The 18,964-nt window shown below is 68.3% G+C and carries 16 protein-coding genes; 9 read left to right on the forward strand and 7 right to left on the reverse strand.

What is annotated here, in order from left to right:
• Positions 1 to 30: 30 nt before the first annotated feature.
• Entirely contained in the window at positions 31 to 915 is an 885-nt protein-coding gene (locus ACYP33_RS09070) for a dihydrodipicolinate synthase family protein (RefSeq protein WP_459621120.1), read from the reverse strand.
• Positions 916 to 1,021: 106 nt separating this feature from the next.
• Positions 1,022 to 1,804 carry an aldolase gene (locus ACYP33_RS09075; protein ID WP_459621122.1) on the reverse strand — a complete coding sequence of 261 codons (783 nt, stop codon included), beginning with the start codon at positions 1,802 to 1,804 and terminating at the stop codon, positions 1,022 to 1,024.
• A gap of 86 nt (positions 1,805 to 1,890) precedes the next feature.
• Between ACYP33_RS09075 and ACYP33_RS09080 the strand changes: the two genes are divergently transcribed.
• Positions 1,891 to 2,508, forward strand: a complete 618-nt coding sequence (locus ACYP33_RS09080) for a helix-turn-helix domain-containing protein (RefSeq protein WP_459621124.1) — start codon at positions 1,891 to 1,893, stop codon at positions 2,506 to 2,508.
• A 256-nt stretch (positions 2,509 to 2,764) separates the two neighbouring features.
• Here the strand turns inward: ACYP33_RS09080 and ACYP33_RS09085 are convergent, their stop codons facing one another.
• Entirely contained in the window at positions 2,765 to 3,931 is a 1,167-nt protein-coding gene (locus ACYP33_RS09085) for a porin (RefSeq protein WP_414439502.1), read from the reverse strand.
• 522 nt (positions 3,932 to 4,453) lie between these two features.
• Here ACYP33_RS09085 and ACYP33_RS09090 point away from each other — a divergent pair.
• Positions 4,454 to 5,032: a hypothetical protein gene (locus ACYP33_RS09090; protein ID WP_459621126.1), complete on the forward strand. Its 579-nt coding sequence runs from the start codon at positions 4,454 to 4,456 to the stop codon at positions 5,030 to 5,032.
• Between the two features lie 315 nt (positions 5,033 to 5,347).
• On the opposite strand, the gene ACYP33_RS09095 is transcribed toward ACYP33_RS09090, so the two are convergent.
• Together ACYP33_RS09095 and ACYP33_RS09100 are read right to left on the reverse strand one after the other, a co-directional pair.
• Positions 5,348 to 6,358 (reverse strand): sulfonate ABC transporter substrate-binding protein, encoded by a 1,011-nt coding sequence (locus tag ACYP33_RS09095; protein WP_459621128.1) that lies wholly within the window; start codon positions 6,356 to 6,358, stop codon positions 5,348 to 5,350.
• Between the two features lie 158 nt (positions 6,359 to 6,516).
• Positions 6,517 to 7,371, reverse strand: a complete 855-nt coding sequence (locus tag ACYP33_RS09100) for a MerR family transcriptional regulator (protein WP_414447327.1) — start codon at positions 7,369 to 7,371, stop codon at positions 6,517 to 6,519.
• Between the two features lie 336 nt (positions 7,372 to 7,707).
• Here ACYP33_RS09100 and ACYP33_RS09105 point away from each other — a divergent pair, with 336 nt between their 5' ends.
• On the forward strand, positions 7,708 to 9,261 hold the full coding sequence (locus ACYP33_RS09105; protein WP_459621130.1) for a methyl-accepting chemotaxis protein: 1,554 nt from the start codon (positions 7,708 to 7,710) through the stop codon (positions 9,259 to 9,261).
• A 103-nt stretch (positions 9,262 to 9,364) separates the two neighbouring features.
• On the opposite strand, the gene ACYP33_RS09110 is transcribed toward ACYP33_RS09105, so the two are convergent.
• Together ACYP33_RS09110 and ACYP33_RS09115 are read right to left on the reverse strand one after the other, a co-directional pair.
• Complete coding sequence (locus ACYP33_RS09110) at positions 9,365 to 11,023, reverse strand: ATP-binding domain-containing protein (RefSeq protein ID WP_459621132.1); 1,659 nt, start codon at positions 11,021 to 11,023, stop codon at positions 9,365 to 9,367.
• A gap of 186 nt (positions 11,024 to 11,209) precedes the next feature.
• Positions 11,210 to 12,064, reverse strand: coding sequence for a helix-turn-helix domain-containing protein (locus ACYP33_RS09115; RefSeq protein WP_414439496.1), 855 nt, complete (start codon positions 12,062 to 12,064; stop codon positions 11,210 to 11,212).
• A 508-nt stretch (positions 12,065 to 12,572) separates the two neighbouring features.
• Between ACYP33_RS09115 and ACYP33_RS09120 the strand changes: the two genes are divergently transcribed.
• From ACYP33_RS09120 to ACYP33_RS09145, 6 genes are all read left to right on the forward strand, one after another.
• Positions 12,573 to 13,901 (forward strand): NAD(P)/FAD-dependent oxidoreductase, encoded by a 1,329-nt coding sequence (locus ACYP33_RS09120; protein WP_459621135.1) that lies wholly within the window; start codon positions 12,573 to 12,575, stop codon positions 13,899 to 13,901.
• 295 nt (positions 13,902 to 14,196) lie between these two features.
• Entirely contained in the window at positions 14,197 to 14,943 is a 747-nt protein-coding gene (locus ACYP33_RS09125; protein WP_459621137.1) for a hypothetical protein, read from the forward strand.
• A gap of 304 nt (positions 14,944 to 15,247) precedes the next feature.
• Positions 15,248 to 16,042: a DUF4118 domain-containing protein gene (locus tag ACYP33_RS09130; protein WP_459621139.1), complete on the forward strand. Its 795-nt coding sequence runs from the start codon at positions 15,248 to 15,250 to the stop codon at positions 16,040 to 16,042.
• Position 16,043: 1 nt separating this feature from the next.
• Positions 16,044 to 16,961, forward strand: a complete 918-nt coding sequence (locus tag ACYP33_RS09135) for an alpha/beta hydrolase (protein ID WP_414447333.1) — start codon at positions 16,044 to 16,046, stop codon at positions 16,959 to 16,961.
• Complete coding sequence (locus ACYP33_RS09140) at positions 16,962 to 17,753, forward strand: MipA/OmpV family protein (protein WP_414439491.1); 792 nt, start codon at positions 16,962 to 16,964, stop codon at positions 17,751 to 17,753.
• A 165-nt stretch (positions 17,754 to 17,918) separates the two neighbouring features.
• Positions 17,919 to 18,680 carry a 2-keto-4-pentenoate hydratase gene (locus tag ACYP33_RS09145; RefSeq protein ID WP_459621142.1) on the forward strand — a complete coding sequence of 254 codons (762 nt, stop codon included), beginning with the start codon at positions 17,919 to 17,921 and terminating at the stop codon, positions 18,678 to 18,680.
• Positions 18,681 to 18,964 lie beyond the last annotated feature (284 nt).

Consider the following 18,964-nt stretch of genomic DNA (forward strand, 5'->3'; position numbering starts at 1 on the left):
CCCAGCCCAGCCCAGCCCAGCCCAGCCGCGTTACGCCACCGCCTTCAACAGCCCGGCCAGCCGCTCGGTCTGCTCGGCCGACAACGCTTGCAGCGGGCGGCGCGGCGCGCCGACGTCGTGCCCTTGCAGCCTGAGCCCGGCCTTGACGGTGGTCGGCAGGCCGCCCTTCAGGATGAAGTTCAGCACCGGCAGTTGCCGGTAGAACAGCGCGCGCGCCTCGGCCAGCGCGCCTTGCTGCGTCGCGCGGTAGAGCGCCAGCGTCAGCTCGGGAATCAGGCACGGCGCGGCCGTGCACCAGCCGGTCGCGCCGGCGCAGAACGCTTCGAGCGCGAGCGGGTTGCAGCCGTTGTAGAACGGAATCTCGCCGTTCGACAGCTCGCGCAGCGTGTGCATGCGCTGGATGTCGCCGGTGCTTTCCTTGACCATCGTGACGTTGTCGATCTCGCGCACGAGCCGCGCGATCAGTTGCGGGCTCATGTCGACGCCGCTGGTCGCCGGGTTGTTGTAGACCATGATCGGCGTCCCGACCGAGGCGGCGATCGCGGCGTAGTGATCGAAGATCTCCTGCTCGGCGAGCTTCCAGTACGAGATCGGCAGCACCATCACCGCGTCGGCGCCGGCCTGCTCGGCGAACCGCGCGCGGCGGATCGCGTTGCGCGTGGTCAGGTCGGAAATGCCGACCACCACCGGCACGCGCCGGGCGACCTGGCCGATCGATGCCTCGGCCGCCTCGTTCCATTCGTCCTCGCTCAGATAGGCGCTTTCGCCGGTGCTGCCGAGCGGGGCGATCGCATGCACGCCGCTGTCGACCAGGCGGTCGATGCCGGCGCGCAGCGCGGGGAGGTCGAGGGTGTCGTTCGCCGTGAACGGCGTGATCGGGTAGGCGATGATGCCGGCGAATTGCGGTTGGGACATGTGGACTCCTGACTGACTGGCTATCGAGCGAATGGGACGAATGGGGCTAATCGGGGCTAATCGGGGCGAATGAATCGGACAAGGCGTCGAGGCGTCGACACCCGGTTTAGCCGAGGCAATCGGGGTGGTGGCGCAGCGCGCGGCGCGCGTAATAGTCGAACGTCACGGCGTGGCGCTTGGGCGTCGAGGTCCAGTCGTGCGCCTCGTTGGCCAGCGGCGCCGGAATCGGCTGGATCGTGCCGGCCTGCATGGCGATCAGTTGCAGGCGCGCGGCGCGCTCCATCAGCAGCGCGAGCAGGCAGGCTTCCTCGACCGTCTTGCCGGTCACGAGCATGCCGTGGTGCGCAAGCAGGATCGCGCGCTTGCTGCCGAGTGCGCTCGAGATGAGCTCGCCTTCCTCGTTGCCGACCGGGATGCCGGGCCACTTGGCCAGGAACGCGCAATCGTCGTAAAGCGGCGTCATGTCCATGTGCGACACCACCAGCGGCGTTTCGAGCATCGACAGCGCCGACACGTAGAGCGGATGCGTATGGATGATGCAGTTGACGTCCGGCCGCGCGCGATACACCCAGGTGTGGAAGCGGTTCGCCGGGTTCGGGATGCCCTTGCCGTCGAGCGTCTTCAGGTCCTGATCGACGCGCAGCAGGCCATCGTGCGTGATTTCGTCGAAGCCCTGGCCGAGCGGCTGGGTGTAGAACGTGTCGGTGTCTTCCGCGCGGCAGGTGATCTGTCCGGCCAGGCCCGAATCGTGGCCCCCATCGAATAGAATCCGGCAGGTGAGCGCGAGCTTCTGGCGCGGGGTCCAGCGCTGCTCGGCGAGTTCGGCGTTCATCAGCGCCTGCGAGCGGGCAACGATTTCGGACTTCGTGAGGTTCAGTGTGTCGGGCATGACGCGCCTCCTGGCGATCAATCATTCAGGGTGTGACCGACCTGCCGTGCAGGGCAGGAAGTTGACGACGTGTAGTATATGACACGATGTGTCATATCGGTTCGGGAAAATTTGGGGAAATATCGGTGCTCGCGATTCGTTTGAAAATGTTGCGCAAGCAGTTGGGCCTGAGCCTGCAGGATCTGGCGGACCGCACGGCGCTGACCAAGAGCTATCTGTCGAAGGTCGAGCGCGGCCTGAACACGCCGTCGATCGCCACGGCGATGAAGCTGGCCGGCGCGTTGAGCGTGGACGTGAACCAGTTGTTTTCGGTCGCGCAGGGCGAGGAGCCGGTGACGGTGGTGCGCGTGGCGGACCGTGTGCCGGTCGCGCAGGGCGGGGAGGACGGCGGCAACGCCGATCAGCCGCGCTACGCAATCCTCTCGCCGCGCGGCGGCCATGCGGGGCTGGTGCCGTTCATGATCTCGCCGCCGGCGGAATTCGAGGCGTCGGATTACAAGGAGCACGAAGGCGAGGAGTTCCTGTTCGTGCACCGCGGCAAGGTCGAGATCGATTTCGCCGATCACAAGGTGACGCTGTCGGTCGGCGATGCGGTGCACTTCAATGCGCGCATCCCGCACCGGATTCGCTCGTTGGGCGCGCAGCAGGCGGAGGTGCTGCTGGTGGTCGGCGCGGACAAGACGGTGTTGTCGAAGGCCGATTGAGATCGGTTGAGTCCGGGCTTGTCGGGCCGCGTGCTGCTGATCGGACGGGTGGCGAGGCCCGTCGTGAGGGCGTTGATGAGGTCGGGCGCGAGGCCGTTTGCCATCTCGCCGACGAGGCCGTTTTACGCCGCAGGCAGGCAGGCAAGCAGCAAGCAGCACGCAGCAAGCAGCACGCAGCACGCAGCACGCAGCACGCAGCACGCAGCACGCAGGGCCGCCGGCCTGCGAGCCGGCGGCCATGCTTAAACCACCCGCATCAGAACGTATGCCGCAGGCCGGCCGTGACGGCCACCTGCTTGTCGGTCGACGACGGCGACAGCGTGTTGATCATCGCATGCGACAGCACCGAGCCGGCCGGCGCGCCGTGCACGTTCTGGAACACGCCTTCCAGGTAGATGTCGGTGCGCTTGCTGAGTGCGTAATCGGTCTGCAGCATCGCCGTGTTCCAGCCCGGCGACGCGCCGTTGTAGGCGCCGCGCGTGTAGGTGTAGGCGCCCGACACGCTCAACGCCGGGGTCAGCGCGTACTTGCCGTTCACTTCGTAGTTGTCGAGGCGCAGCGTGCCGTTCAGGCTGCCCGCCGAACTGTCGCCCGAGCCGAGGTAGCTGCCGGTGCCGAACGAGAACACGCCGGTGGCGTTGTCGATCTGCGTGTGGCTCCAGACCAGGCCGACGGTGGCCGCCCCGAACGTGTAGTTGCCGCCGAGCGACCAGATCCGCTGGCGCTGCGAGACGAAGTTCGCGCTGGCGTCGCTCGACGTGATCGCGCCGGCCGCATTGCCCGCGTTGCTGAACTGCAGGTAGCCGGCCGCGAGATTCACGGGGCCTTGCGCGTACGACAGCGCGAAGCCGTACGCGCGGTTGTTGGCGAAGCTGCCGGCCTTGTTGCTGAAGCCGTACATGGTTTCGAACGTCAGGCCGTTCCAGGTGGGGCTCGCGTACTTCACGGTGTTGTTGACCACCACCGAGTTCGCGGCGAGGTTGTCGTTCTCGAACGGATGCGCGGCGATGCTGCCGCCCCAGGTGTTCAGCTCGGCGGTCAGCGGCCCGACCAGGTCGTTCATCACGTCGAACTGGCGGCCGAGCGTCAGCGTGCCGGCCTGGTCGCTCTGCAGGCCGACCCAGGCCTGCGAGCCGAACCCGTCGCCCGAGAACGCCTGCGCGCCGTTGTTGAGCAGGAAGCCCTGTTCCAGCTTGAACACCGCATGCAGGCCGCCGCCGAGATCCTCGCTGCCCTTCAGGCCGAACACCGTGTTCTGCGTCGAGCTGCTGTTTTCCTGCCAGGCGCTGTGGCCGAGCTGGTTGTTGGTGTACACGATGCCGGTGTCGATCAGGCCGTAGAGCGTGACGCTGCTTTGCGCATGCGCGGACGTCGTGACGGCAAACGCACCGCACAATGCGGCGGCGATCAGGGTGGGTTTCATCGTATGGCCTCCAGAAGGGACGATAGGGAATAGCGGAATGCGAGACTACGTTGCCGGATTGCCGAAATGACCGGTGGAATCATTGCGCGCGGTGGATGCGCGTAATCGATTCAGGTGAATCGACGCAAATCAAACGGCGCTGCGTGCCACGCCTGGCGGGCTTTCTGGGCGGGCGTGGCGGCGTTCGAATGACGATCGGGCAATGGGCCGCATGATAGGACGACGAAAATAAAAATGGCGTTGAAATACCCCGAGCGTGGTATTAAAAAAACAGAAACGATTTTCAGATTAATGATTGGGGAAATCGATTCGAGCGGATATTGACATTCTCGCAATGCGCTAAACGTGTGCAAATCGCATGCGTTGTCTTTCTATCGATTTAAATATTTATTACCGATTGCTTTCGTCATTGCGGAGAGCCGGGGGCAATGCGATGATGGCGCGCCATGCGTTGCCGTTTGCGTAGCAATCCGCGCCGGCCGCGCCCCTTGATCGTCTGTCATGCACCGAAGGAGCGCACGCTTGCGTCCTGTCATTGTTCTCGCGTTGACCGTTGCGGCGCTGCTGTCCGCCTGCGCCGGCTCCGACACGCCGCGCACCCCGCAACCGGCGCCGGTCGTGCATCCGGCCGGCGCCACCGGCGCGCAACTGCTGCCGGCCGGCTATGTCTGCCAGGATTGCGCGATGGATTTCATCGTCACGGCGATCCGCCCGCCCGCGCACGGGCTGATGCTGGCGCGCGGCGGCTTCATGACGCCGCAGTCGCTGTGGCTGGTGGTCGATTACGACAGCGGGCGCATCACGCGGGTGGTCACGGCCGCCTCGCGCGACGCGGCCGGCAATTTCACCTTGCAGCGCGTCGCGCAGGAAGGCGCGGCGTTGAGCGAGGGGCAACTGCGCGGCATTCGTTCGGATGCCGATGCGATCTGGGGCGCGTTGCACACGATGCGCTCGACGTCGTCCACCGACATGACCTGGAGCCTTTATCTGATCGACGGCCGCGCGGTGCGCCACGAATTCGGCATCGGCCTGCCCGGCGAGGACGCCGCGAAGCTGGCCGATACGCTCGACAACGTCGTGCGGCAGCAGTTCGGCCGTTGAGCGGGCAGGGGCCGCTTCGACATTTGCGCCAAGCCCGTTCGCGCGCCGACGGCCCATCCGGTTGAATGCCGCATCGCGGCGTCAACACGTTCCGCCGGCACGGCGTGGAGATGGAGATGGAGATGGAGGCAGAGATCGTCGGCCCGAACCGCGCGAGCGCGACGATGATCGACAGGTACGCGACGCGCTCGCACCGAAGTCGAAGGGCGGGGCGTCGGCAAAAGGGGCGCCGGTATCAGGGGCGCAGGCATCGGGGGCGCAGGCATCAGGGGCGGCCGTCACCCGCCCCATACGCCGGCGTTACGTCGTGCGGCCTTACTTCGCCGCCAGCGCGGCTTCCACCGCGGGATCGCGCCACACGTTGGCGGCCACGTCGAGCTTCTGCGGGATCAGCTTGACGCCGTAGAACGCATCGGCCACGGCCTGCTGAGAGGCGACGATCTTGTCGTTCACCGGCACCGCGCCGAACGGCACGCGCTTGAGCCAGGTTTCCACCAGCGCCGTGTCGAGGCCGACCTTCGGCGCGATGATCGCGGCCGTGTCGGCCGGATGCGCGTTGACCCACAGGCCCGTCTCGCGGATCTGCCGCAGCACCGCGCCGACGATGTCGGCGTGCGAGCCGGCGAAATCGCGCGTGGCCTCGTAGAAGTTGTACGACGCCACCAGCCCTGTGTAGTCCGACAGCGTGCGCACCTTCAGCGCGCTTTGCGCGGCGGCATAGTACGGGTCCCACACCACCCACGCATCGACGTCGCCGCTCTCGAACGCGGCGCGCGCGTCGGCGGGCGCGAGATACACGGGGTGGATGTCTTCGTAGCGCAGCCCGGCCTTGGTCAGCGCGGCCAGCAGCAGGTAGTTCGAGCTGGAGCCTTTCTGCAGCGCGATCTTCTTGCCGCGCAGCGAGGCCACGTCGCGGATCGGCGAGCCGGCCTTCACGAAGATCGCCTCGTTGTGCGGCGCGGGCGGCTCGGCGCCCACGTAAACAAAGCGCACGCCGCCGGCCTGCGCGAACACGGGCGGCGGCGCGCCGGTGTAGCCGAAATCGATGCTGTTGGCGTTGAGCGCTTCGAGTAGTTGCGGGCCGGCCGGGAATTCGAACCACTTGATCGCATAGCCGAGCGGCTTGAGCTTCGCGTCGAGCGCGCCCTGCGCCTTGACCACCGCGAGCAGGCCTGCCTTCTGATAGCCGATCCGCAGCACGTGATCGCCGCCGTCCTGCGCGCAGGCAGAGGGGGCGGCGGTCGCGGAGATCAGCGTGGCGGCGGCGAACAGGGTAGCGGGAAGCCAGCGCGAAAGGCGGGCGAGGCGGGGCGATGCGAAGGACATCGGGCAATCTCCGGAGCGGCGCCGAACGGCGCGATTCATCGAAAACGGCGGCCCTCGTGCATCGGGGGCCGCCGCATTCGAAAAATCGTCGCACGGGCATCCGCGCGGACCAACCAAGCATTGCCGATATCAATATGACGGCGGCGCGACTATGGTTTCTAGCGCTTGCCGCGCGTGTTGCCGGGGGGATCGGCGGCCGGTTGCGCTTCGCCGCGCGAGGCTTCGTCGCTGAGTCGCTTGTCGAGGATGGTCGCCACGCGGCCGCCCAGATAATCGCCGGAGGCTGCTTCGAGCGCGCGGTTCATCTCGGCCTCGACGAACGTGGCCGACAGCGGGCGCAGCCGCCAGATCGAATCGACCAGCGCGGGCACGTCGGTGGCGGGCGGCAGCGAACCTTCGTCGTAGCGGTCGAGCCGGCGCACCACCAGGTCCACCAGCACGCGCGCGATGGCATCGAAGTGCGGCCGCGCGATCGCCATCGCGTCCACCAGGTCGCGCACCGGAATGCCTTCGCGGGCCAGCGCGCCGGCCGCCTCGATCAGGGCCGGGGTCTTCGCGACGAACGACAGGCCGCGCCGTTCGAGCAGCCCGAGTTCGGTCACGCGCAGCAGCGAGGCCGGCGTCTGCGGGCCGAACAGCGACACCAGATCGGCCAGCGAATAGGTTTTCGGACGCTCGTGCGACCAGCGTCCGCCGATCGCGTTCTCGAGGCCGAGAATCGAGCGCAGGTCGTGGCCGTCGTCGATGGCCTTGATCAGATCCTGGATGTTCGACAGCGTGTAGCCGCGCGCGAGCAGATGGTTGATCACCTTGAGTCGCGCGACGTGGGTGTCGTCGTAGATGCCGACCCGGCCGCGTTTGCGCGGCGGCGTGAGCAGGCCGCGATCCTGGTACGCGCGCACGTTGCGCACCGTGGTGTCCGTCACGCGGGCCAGCTCGTCGACGGTGTACTCGTTGGAGATCGTGCCGTCGGAAGGCGGCTCGGCGGGAGAGGGCGAGGTCGGTGTCGGCATGCGCGGATTTTAGCGTGTGTGCGTGAAATCGTCGCGAAGTACGCGGTGCACTGCGGCGTCGCGGCCGGCACCGGGCCGGATCGCGCGCGAGCGGCGGGCGTTGGCGCTGCCGGTATTTCGGAAATTGCAATGCGGGTTCGCGTGAGCGCTAGGAGACATAAGGGCCTGAAGAGGTACCGAAGTCGCCACTATGCGCGAGATCAAACTTTTGCGTAACGTCCTTCGATTTTTGCTTTATTAGGGAAAACACAATATCAAGTTTTGTCTGTTTTTTCCGTAAACACCGGCAGCAATTCCCGTGCGCGCGAGCGCCATCAGCCCTGTCGACGGTCCGCCATGAACGCCCTGTTTTCCCGTTTTTCGATTCGCACGCGCCTTTATTCGACGCTCGCGCTGGCTGCCTTGATCCTCTGCGTGACGGGCGTGATCGGCCTGGCCGGCATGCAGAATTCGAACGACGCACTGAAGGACGCCTACGCCTCGCAACTGGCCTCGCAAACCGCGCTGGCCTCGGCGAACCTGAACCTGACGATCGTGCGCACCACGCTCGACCGCGCGATCCTCCACCCGGATCGTCCGGACCTGGCCTCGGTGCTGAACAAGGCCGAATCGTATCTGGCGATCTCGGACCGCGCCTGGCAGGACTACAGCGCGCTGCCGCGCCACGAAGGCGAGCAGCAGTTGGCCGATGCGGTGGGCGTGGCGCGCTCGGCGTTCATCGCACAGGCGATCCGGCCGATGATCGACGCGATGCGCAACGGCCATCCCGATCAGGCCGATCAACTGATGATGAAAACTTCCCCGGCGCTGTCGGTGGCGTTGAGCAAGGCCTCCGTCGAACTCGACAAGTACGGCATGGCGCGCGGCAAGACTGTCTATGACGGCGCGCAGAACAGCTTCTCGCTGCTGCGCCTGGTGTCGGTGGTCACGATCGCGTTCGGCCTGGCCGCCTGCCTCGGTTGCGCGATCGGCCTGCACTACGCGATCTCGCGCCCGATCTCCGAGCTGCTCGAACACTTCCGCCGCCTGTCCGACGGCGACCTGACGCGCGAGCTGACCTGGACCTCGCGCGACGAAATGGCCGAACTGGTGACGGGCGTCACGCGCATGCAGCGCAACCTGGCCGACACGGTGCGGCGCGTCTCGCACGGCACCGAATCGATCGCCACGGCCACGCGGCAGATCTCGGCCGGCAATACCGATTTGTCGCAACGCACCGAGGAGCAGGCCGCCGCGCTGGAGGAGACGGCCGCCAGCATGACGCAACTGACCACCACGGTGCGCCAGAACGCCGATCACGCCCGCGACGCGCGCGAATCGGCCGACGACGCGAGCCGCATCGCCTCGCAGGGCGCGACGGTGGTGGGCGAGGTGATCGGCACCATGAACGACATCGATCGCAGCTCGCAGCGCGTGGCCGACATCATCGGCACGATCGAGGGCATCGCGTTCCAGACCAACATCCTGGCGTTGAACGCGGCGGTGGAAGCGGCGCGCGCCGGCGAGCAGGGGCGCGGCTTCGCGGTGGTGGCGGGCGAGGTGCGCACGCTGGCGCAGCGTTCGGCCACGGCGGCCAAGGAGATCCGCGCGCTGATCGGCGAATCGGTCGAGCGCGTGGCGGCCGGCTCGCGGCTGGTCGGCACCGCCGGCAACACGATGAGCGAGATTCGCGAGGCGATCACGCGCGTCAACGACAGCATGGCGGCGATCGCCACGGCGTCCGACGAGCAGCGCGACGGCATCGAGCAGGTCAGCCGTGCGGTGTCGCAGATGGACGAGGTGTCGCAGCAGAACGCCGCGTTGGTCGAGCAGGCCGCGGCGGCCGCGGCGGCGCTGGAGGAGCAGGCCGACGGGCTGCGCGACGCGGTGCGCGCGTTCCGCGTGGCCTGAGGTTGACGTTGAGTGATGTTGAGTTAAGGCAGGAAGCAAACAGGCGGCAAGCCCGAAGCGCGTGACGAATGACGCGCTGCCCTGTTCGGGCTTTAGCCGAGCCTCATTCGGCCGGCGCGATCCGGGCCGCCGCACGTTCCGACGCCACCACGATCAGTTTCATCGTCGCGCGCGTGGCGCCGACGAACAGCTTGCGCGCCGCGCGCGCGTCGAAGCCCTCGAAATCCACTTCGGTCAGGATCACGCACGGCGCGGCCTGCCCCTTGAAACGGTAGATCGAATCGAGCAGCACGTCGCCGTCCTGATATTCGGGCGTGCCGAACAGGTCGTACTTGCCGGTGAAGCGGCGCACGCGGTGCGGTCCGAGCTGATCGAGCGGCGTAAATACCGAATGCTCGCGGCCGCGATACGACAGCACCGCGATGTCCTGCTTGCGGAAACCCAGCGACAGCGCCTGTGTGATGGCGCGCTTGGTGGCGTCGATGCAGGCCTCGCCGGTGACGTCGCCGTCGTCGTAGGCATTGAACGTCACGCCCGAATCGTCGAACGGGCTGCCCGATTTCAACTCGGCCGCGAGCGGCTCGAATTCCCCCACCACGTTGCGCAGGTAATGCAGCACGTCGCGCGGGCTGCGGTAGTTGGTCAGCTCGCGCAGCGTGACCCAGCCGTCGAACGGCACGTCGTCGCGCGAATAGAGCGCCTGCAACGGGTCCTCCAGCCACCACCACGCGCCGCCGGGGCTCAACACGCGACCGAGCGCGGCGGCCCACGCCGGCTGGAAATCCTGACCCTCGTCGACGATCAGCACATCCACATGCCAGCGTTCCGGCACCGGGGTGTCGGCGAAGCGCGCCTCCAGGCGCGCGAACGCATCGGGTTCGCTGAAATCGGGCGTGTGGCCCGCGTCGCGCAACACCGAATCGCAGAACTGGTGGTAGTTGGCGATGGTCGCGCCGTCGGGCGCGACGCGCTTGATCGAATCGGCCAGCGGGCGGTTGAAGCACACATAGAGCACGCGCTTGCCGGCCGCCACGGCGTCGCGCATCACGCGCACCGCGAGCTGGGTCTTGCCCGAGCCGGCGGTGGCGATCACGCGCAGGCGGAACGGCTCGATTTCCAGGCGGCGTGCCCAGGTGGCGAGGCCTGCCGACAGCCGCGTGACGAGCGTGTCGGCCTGACCGACCAGCGCGCTGGTGTCGGGCGCGAGCGACAGCTCGTCGGACAGGAAGTGGTGGATCTTGGCGGCGCTCGCGAACGGCGGTTCGTCCTCGGGCAGCAGGCTCGCGATCACGGCGGCGAGCTGGTCGCGGCGCGAGGCGTCGACGATCCGCTCGGGCGGCAGCCCGGCGATCGCCGGGTTCGCCACGGTGTGATCGGGGCAGTAGAGCAGCGCATCCACGCCGTATTCGCCGGCGCCGAACGCGGCGGTCAGGCGGCGGTGCAGCGTTTCCTGCATGTGCGCGAGCTGGATCGCCACGTTGCGCTCGGTCTTCATGTAGACCTTGGCCAGCCCCTTCGGCGTCTCGCGCAGGAAGCCGGCCTTCTGCTCGACCAGCAGCACGCGGCCGGACGGGCTCACCACCACGAAATCGGCCTCGCCGAATACCGAGAAATGATGATCGGGGCGGGTCCAGTGGACACCGTGATACACGATGTACGCGGCGGGCAGCGCGTGTTCGAGCATCGCGAGCGTGTCGCGCTCGCGTTGCGCGGCGCCGGTGGCGGCCAGGCTTTGCCAGTCGTCGGGGATGATGCGGGCCATGAAGGGACTCGGAGGGGAGGGCGCCGGCTATTGTACGCAGGCGCATGGCCGGCGTGGCGGCCTGTCGCAGCGTGTTGCGGTGCTGTCCCGGTCTGCAATCCCGGTCAGCCTGGCGGTGCCGCCGCGTGGTGGCCCGCTGCGCGCATGACCGGACGCGATGCCCGGCGCGCGTTCAGCTGTGTGCGTTCAGGCGCGCGCGAGCCGCTTGGCCAGATCGGCGCAGAGCAGGCCGAGCCGGCCTGGCTTCTCGTAGCAGGCCACGTCGAACGTGCGCATCACGTCGCTGATCTCGGCCTCGCTGGCCTGGCCCGACAGCAGGGCGCCGGTCAGCACGAAGATCGGTGCGCCCGGGTTGTCCGAGGTGCGCACGGCGCGGATCGCCGAGATGGCGGGGCGGCCTTCCACCAGCCATTCGGTCAGCACGGCGTCGAACGCCTGGCTTTGCAGGGCATCGAGGAAGGTGGGCAGGCGCTCGAAATGCGCGGTGGCGAAGCCTTGCTCGTCGAGATGGCGGCACACGGCATCGGCGGCCACGCGGTCGGGATCGATCACGGCCACCAGCATCCGGTCGCTTTCGGCGCGGCGCGGGTAGATCTCGATCTTGTGGACGTCGTAGGCGCTTTGATAGAGCACGCCGGTGTGGCGCAGCACGCGCCAGCGGCCCTGATGCTCGTAGGCGACGAATTCGGGCCGCGCGCCCGGTTCGAGCAGCGCGCCGATCCAGACGGTGCAGGGGATTTCGGTCACGCCGGCGAACAGCACGGCGTCGTGCGCGCTCGCGCCGACCATGCCGGGGTCGAGCGACTGCGCGCCGAACAACTGCGCGGCCGGCTCGCCATAGGCTTCGGCGACCTTGCGGATCTGGGAGAGGGTCCAGGGGCTGCTGCCACGCAGCTTGCGATGCCCTTGGGAAAAACTGAGATCGAGAATGCGGCACAGCTCGGTGGTCTGCTGCCGTTTTCCTATGCCGTTGCGGCTCATCAACTCGCGCACGCGTTCGGCGACGGCGAGGGAATCCGTGGTCACTGCTTCGTTGGCCATGCTGCGGGTGCGATCGGGTCGAAAATGTTGCTGTACGACGTTTGGGTCTGACGGACGAAGCCGCTTGTAGTAGAGCGAGCCGACCGGCCACGCACGCAAACGTTAACTTTACCGCAAATTGGAAAGTGCTCCGCCGACATTTACACCGGCGAATGAGAAAGCTGTAACCAAACTTTGCCGGATGTCGCGTCGGGCGCGGATTCCGGTCGATCGTGAAGTTTTGTGTAAACGTTTCCGGCGGCTACTTGACGCCCTCGGCCAAGCGGTTGAGCGCGCGATCCGGCCGTCTCCGGCGCCGGCCGCGCGATGCATTGCGCGCGTTGGCACACGTCGCATGGTACGCAGCGTGCCACGGCTGTATGACGATGTGTGGTGTGCGGTTGTCGCCGGCGTGCGCGCCGCCCTTTTTCGGACGCATAACGGTGCGCACCGCCGCCGGTAGAATGGCGCGCTGATTTGCCCTTTTTGGCCGATCGGCTTCGTCGTCACTGATTCTCCTAACGCCCGCATGACCACCACCTATCCACTCCATCGCGCGTTTTCGCGCGCCGACGCACCGTTTCCCGCCGAGGCCGACGTCGTGATCGTCGGCGCCGGCATCATGGGCTGCGCCGCCGCCTACTATCTGGCGCGACGCGGCCTGAAGGCCGTGGTGTTCGACAAGTCGCGCATCGCGGGCCAGCAATCCACGCGCGCCTGGGGCTTCGTGCGCCAGCAGGGCCGCGAATCGGCCGAGGTGCCGCTGATGATGGCCGGCATGCGGATCTGGGAAGGGCTTGAACAGGAGCTTGGCGCGGATCTCGAATGGCGGCAGGGCGGCTGCCTCTATCTGGCCGACAACGACGAGGATCACGCCACCTATACGGCCTGGCTCGACACGGCCCGCGAGCACGGGCTCGATACGCGCATGCTGTCGCGCGACGAGGTGGGCCGCCAGGTGAACGGGCTGTCCGCGCCGGTGAAGGGCGGCCTTTACACCGCCACCGACGGCCAGGCCGAGCCGCGGCGCGCCGCGCCGGCCTTCGCCGCGAAGGCGATCGAGCTGGGCGCGCGCTTCTTCGACGGCTGCGGCGTGGCATCGATCGAGACGGCGAATGGCGCGGTGACGGGCGTGGTGACCGAGCGCGGTTTCGTGAAGGCCACGCGGGTGATCTGCGCGGCCGGCGCGACCAGCTTCCGGTTGCTCGACGGCGTGGGCATTCGCCTGCCGCAGCAAACCGTGCGTGGCACCTGCATCCGCACCAACGCGCTGCCGGCCGTCTCGGCCGCGACGATCTGGGGCCACGGGCTCGGCATCCGCCAGCGCGCGGACGGCGCGATCAACCTGGCCGACGACATGACCGTCGACCTCGATTTCACGTTCGGCCATCTGCGCGGGCTGTCGATGTATCTGCCGGAGTTCTGGAAGCATCGCGAGAAGTTCCGCGTGCGGGTGGACGGCGCGCTGCTGGCCGACCTGCGTCGCCGGCTGTCGGGCGGCTACGACGCGATCGAGCCGCGCGATCCGCAGCCGCGCCCGAATCCGGCGCAGGGGCCGCGCGCGCTGGCGCGGCTCAAGGCGATCTTCCCGGCCCTGGCCGCCGCGCAGGCCGTGGAAACCTGGGCCGGCCTGATCGACGTGCTGCCCGACGGCATCCCGGTGATCGACGCGCCCGACGCGGTGCGGGGCCTGGCGATCGCCACCGGCTTCTGCGGCCACGGCTTCGCGATGGGGCCGATCGTCGGGCGGCTGCTGGCCGAGATCGTCGATGCGGGGCAGCCGTCGCTCGACCTCGGCGCGTTCCGCGCACGCCGTTTCGCCGACGGCACGATGACACGGCCGCGCAGCATGCTGTGAGCGCGCGGCGGCGGGAATCAGACCGCGCCGTTCCCGCAGGGCCGGTCGATTGTGTCGTTGCGGCCCGCGACCGGCCTGCAACCGGCCTGCGAGGCAATGCCGGCGGCCCGCCTCGTCCCGCGCATGGCGCTTGGCAAGCCGCGCGCTTGTCGGCATGATGCTGGGCCAGACCCCGCCGCGCTGTGCCAGCTCGTGGCGGGTACACCGAAGGAGCGCAGCGTTCGCTGCATCGATGAATCACTCGTGCCGTCCCCTTTTTTCCGGCGCCACGCGCCTTGCGCGTCCGGCGCCGGCCGTGTCGCGTCGTTTAGCGGCGGGGCCTGCGGGGCCGGCCGACCGGCGGGGGCGCGCGGCGGCCGTCTTCGCGGCGTTGGCCGCGACCTTGGCGCTGTCGCTGGCGGCGCGCCCGGCGCGGGCCGACGGCGTCGATCTCGCGGCGTCGCGGTTCCAGTCGATGCTGAGCTGCGCGCCTGGCGCGCACTGGCCGTCACCGGCCGAGCGTACCGCCTGGCGTGGCGTGGGCATGGCGTTTGTCGGCTATGCGCATGACGGCAGCGTGGTGGTGGACGCCGGCCGCGACGCGCCGGCCGATCGCTGGGAGGAAATGCGCGTGCGCTTTCCGCGCCCGGTTGCGATCGAGGGCTTGCCCGTGACTCAACTGCATCTGTCGCGGCAGCAAAGCGGCGACACCGAAGTCGATTACGACCTGACCGTCTACGCCGAAACCACCGGCGAACTGGCCGCCTTCGCCGCCGCGCGCCGGCTGGTGCCGATGCCGTCGGCCGTGCCGGCCGGGCTCGACATCGGCAACAACATGGAAGACGGCCACGCCGCGGGCTTCCACGCCAGCTACCTGCACTGGGCCGCACCGCTTTCGAAGCTGCAGGCCGAGGCGCTGGCCGAGCCGGGCAGCACCTATCTGCCGGGGGCGCACCGCTTGCCGTCCGCGCGGTTCGCGGGCGCGCTGGCCGGGACGACCGGCCGTTTCGCGTTCGGCTGCGTGGTGTTCGGGCCGGACGTCACGCCGATCGACGGGATGTAAGTGTGTGAACGCACCGCGGGCTGGCCGCGCACGCGGCTTGCTCGCGCCGGTGGCTGCGCGCCCGCCATGCTTGCGGCAACCGGATGCGGACGCAACATGTTGCGCCGCAACGCCCGGCGGCGTGGCCATCGCCACGCACCCGGCCGGCGGCATCGATGCAAAACGACACAAAAAATGACGATGACGTGTCAACGCATGAGGCAAGCTGCGCCACTTCCCAGTGTTTGAAAAACATCGTGTCGTGTTTGCCAAAATCCAGACGAAACTCGGTACCATTCCAGCGTTTTTGCACGATCCGAGAACCATGAAAGTTCGAAATGCGAGTCTGTGGGCGCCAGCCGGCATGCGGCGCTGGGCCACTGCGGCCGGCGCGCTGTCGCTCGCGATCGCGGTGCGGCTGTCCCTGCATCCACTGCTCGGCCCGATCATGCCCGGCACCGCGTTCGCGATCGCGGCCGTGCTCGTCGAATACTATCTGGGCCTCGCGCCGGCGCTGACGGTCATGCTGCTCGGCCTCGCGATCGCCGATTTCCTGTTTGTGCCGCCGTACGGCTCGATCGATGCGGTCACCACCATCACGCGTGGCGATGTGGTGCTGCTGGTGTCCTATCCGCTCGTCACGCTGCTGGTGATCGTGCTGGTCGAACGGCTGCGCCGCGCGCAGTATCGCGCCCAACTCGTCACGGCGGTGGCGCAGTCGCGCTACGAGATGCTGCTGCGCCAGGACAACGAGCGCGCGCTGGCGCGCCGCGCCGTCGACGAAACCCACCGCCTGTTGCGCCACTTGGCGCAGCACCAGCAGGACCTGATTCTCATCAAGGCGCTCGCGCGCGACGCGATGCAGCGTGCGCAGGTCGGCCAGAGCGTCGACGCGCCGCTGCCGTTCGATGGCGAGGTCGCCCCCGGCCGGCTGTTCCAGGAAGTGCATCCCGACGATGCGACGCGCGTGTCGCACACGCTGTCGGCCGGCAGCCATCGCGTGCGCATGCAGGTGTCGGCGCAGGCCGGCGATTTCCGGCTGACGCAGTGCGTGTGCGAGCGCTTCACCACGCATGCCGGCGATTTCCTGGTGCTGCGCACGACGCCGCAGGAGGCTTGAGATGAACGCGAACGACATCGGCCAGGCCGCGCGCCCGTCGGGCGCCGCGCCCATCTTCAACGAAGGCGACGGCCACGCGGTGCTGCTGCTGCACGGGCTGTCCAGCTCTCCGCTCGAACTGCGCTATCTGGCGCGTTATCTGCACGACGAAGGCTTCACGATCAGCGCGCCCGTGATCGAGGGCTACAGCGCCGGCTCGACCGAGCTGCCGATGGAGCGCTGGCTGGAGGGCGCGGTGCGCGAGTACGATGCGCTGGCCGCGCGCTACGAGCGCGTGTCGATCTGCGGGCTGTCGATCGGCGGCGCGCTCGCGCTGCGGCTGATCCGCGAGCGGCCGGGCGCGCAGGCGCTGGCGCTGCTGTCGCTGACATTGACCTACAACGGCTGGGCGATCCCCTGGTATCGCTTCATCCTCGATCTGGCGTATTACACGCCGCTGCGCCATCGCTATCGCTACCGCGAGGCCGAGCCGTTCGGGCTGCGCAACGAGGCGCTGCGCGCCAAGATCGCGCGCGCGATGGAGCGCGATTCGTTCAGCGAGGTCGGCCCGTCGGAAATTTCGCTGCCGGCGCTGCACCAGGCCAACCGGCTCGCGCGCCAGGCCAGCAAGGGCGTGGAAAGCATCGAGAACGACACGCTCGTGATCCACGCGATCGACGACGAAACCTCGAGCCCACGCAACCCGAATTCCATCATCGACCGGATCGGCGCGAGCTTTTTGCGCACCATCTGGCTCGACGATTCGTATCACATGATCACTTCCGATAACGAACGGGAAATCGTTGCGCGCGAAACCGCGCTGTTTCTGCGTGAGAGCGAGATTGCGCACGGCGCCGGCGCGGGGTCGCCGCCCGTCGTGTCGAAAGCGCTCGCGCGGCGGCTGCGTCAGCTCGCGGCGGTAGCCCGCAAGACCAAATAAATGAAGCCAGTTTCGATTCCCGCGAAGGCGGCCTGCGCGGCCGCCGTCATGTTGCTCGCCTCGCACGCGCAAGCCGATTCCGATACCGACGCCACCGCCAGCGCGTCGCCGTGGAAGATCACCGTCGGGCCGGGCGTGTACGTCGCGCCGCAATATCCGGGCTCGCGCCACCTGAAGGCCTATCCGTTTCCGGCGCTCGACATTTCCTACCGCGACCGCTTCTTCTCGCAAGGGCCGGACGTGCTCGGCTGGAACGTCGTGTCGAACCCGAACTACCACCTCGGCATGGCGGTCAGCTTCGACTTCCAGTCGCGCGACGCGAAGGACGACCCCCGGTTGCGCGGGCTGCCCGACGTGCACGACGGCCCGAAGCTCAAGCTGTTCGCCGACTACACCGTGTGGGCGTTCACGGGCGCATTGGCGGTGTATCGCGATGTGGTCGGCTACGGGCAGGGCACCACGGCGAGCGCCGATCTGTATGCCTCGCTGCCGCTCAAGGGCTGGCTGTTCTCGATCGGGCCGGGGCTGACCTGGGCCAACGGCGCGTACACGCGCACGCTGTTCGGCATCTCGCCGGCCGAGAGCGCATCGTCGGGGCTGCCGACCTACGGGACCGGCTCGGGCGTGCGCGACGTGCACCTGAATTTCTACATGACGCACGACTTCTCGCGTCACTGGGTCGGCACCCTCAATTCCACGCTCGGCCGCCTGCAGCGCTTCGCGGCGAACAGCCCGGTGACCGAGCGGCGTACCGAGTGGACCACGTTCGCCTCGCTCGGTTACCGGTTCTGAGCCGGGGCGCGGGCGGAACCCCGCGCCCCGCAGCAGCGGCGGAGTCGGCCAATCGCCGGTAGCATGTGGCGTTGACGCGCGTGGCGCGGGCGCGGCGATCCGCACGGCCCGCGTCGTGCGCCCCGGCTTGTCCGCCTGTCCTCTTTCTCGGAACCACCGACCGCGATGAACGACTCCCTTTCCCTTGGCCGCCTGCTCGCGCAGGCGCACACGCACCACACGCAGATCGACACGCTGCCCGAAGGCGTCACGCCGGCCGACGCGAACGCGGCCTACGACCAGCAGCACGTGCTGGTCGAGGCGCTCGGCGGCGCGATCGGCGGCTGGAAAGTCGGCGCGAAAACGCCGGACGGCCCGGCGCAGGCTGCGCCGCTGCCGGCGCACGGCGTGACGCAGGGCGATACCTCGGTCTACACGGCCAACGCGGGCCGTCCGTTCGGGCTGGAACTGGAGATCGCGTTCCGGCTCGGCCGCCGCTTCGAGCCGAGCGACACGGCCTATTCGGACGCCGAGGTGCTCGGCGCGATCGCGGGGGTGGGCGCGACCATCGAGGTGGTGGGCAGCCGCTTCGCGAAGCATCCCGATGTCGATCGTCTGGCCCAACTGGCCGACCTGCTGAGTCACGCGGCGCTGGCGTCCGGCGAGTTCGTGGCGTATCGCGACGACCTGCCGTTCGTCGCGCCGCCGCTGTCGTTCACGTTCAACGGCCAGCCGCTGTTCGCGGGCACGCCGGGCAACCCGGCCGGCGACCCGCGCCGGCTGCTGCCGTGGCTCGTCAATCACGTCACCGTGGCGCGCCGCACCGCCATCACGCCGGATCAGATCCTGACCACCGGCACCTACGTGGGCCTCGTGCGCGCTGCGGGCAGCGGCGTGGCGATCGGCGAGATCGCCGGGCTGCCGCCCGTCACGCTGACGATCGCCTGATCGTCCTGCCGCCGCTATCGCATCGTCTCGATAAGCATTGCAGCAATTCGGATTTGGCTTGCGGGCCGGTTTGATTACCATCGGCGCTCCGGCCGGCCGCTTCCGGCAGGCCGCCGCGCTACCGCAAACCGAACCACGGATACCAACACGACGATGCGACACGGGCACCCGAATTTCCCCAGCGACGATGCCGATCTGACGGCGCCCGGCGCGGCGCGCCGCGACTGGCTCAAGGCGGTGGCGGCCGCCGCGCTGGCGCTGGCCAGGCCGGCCGCGATCGGCTC

The organism is Burkholderia sp. 3C, assembly GCF_054589155.1.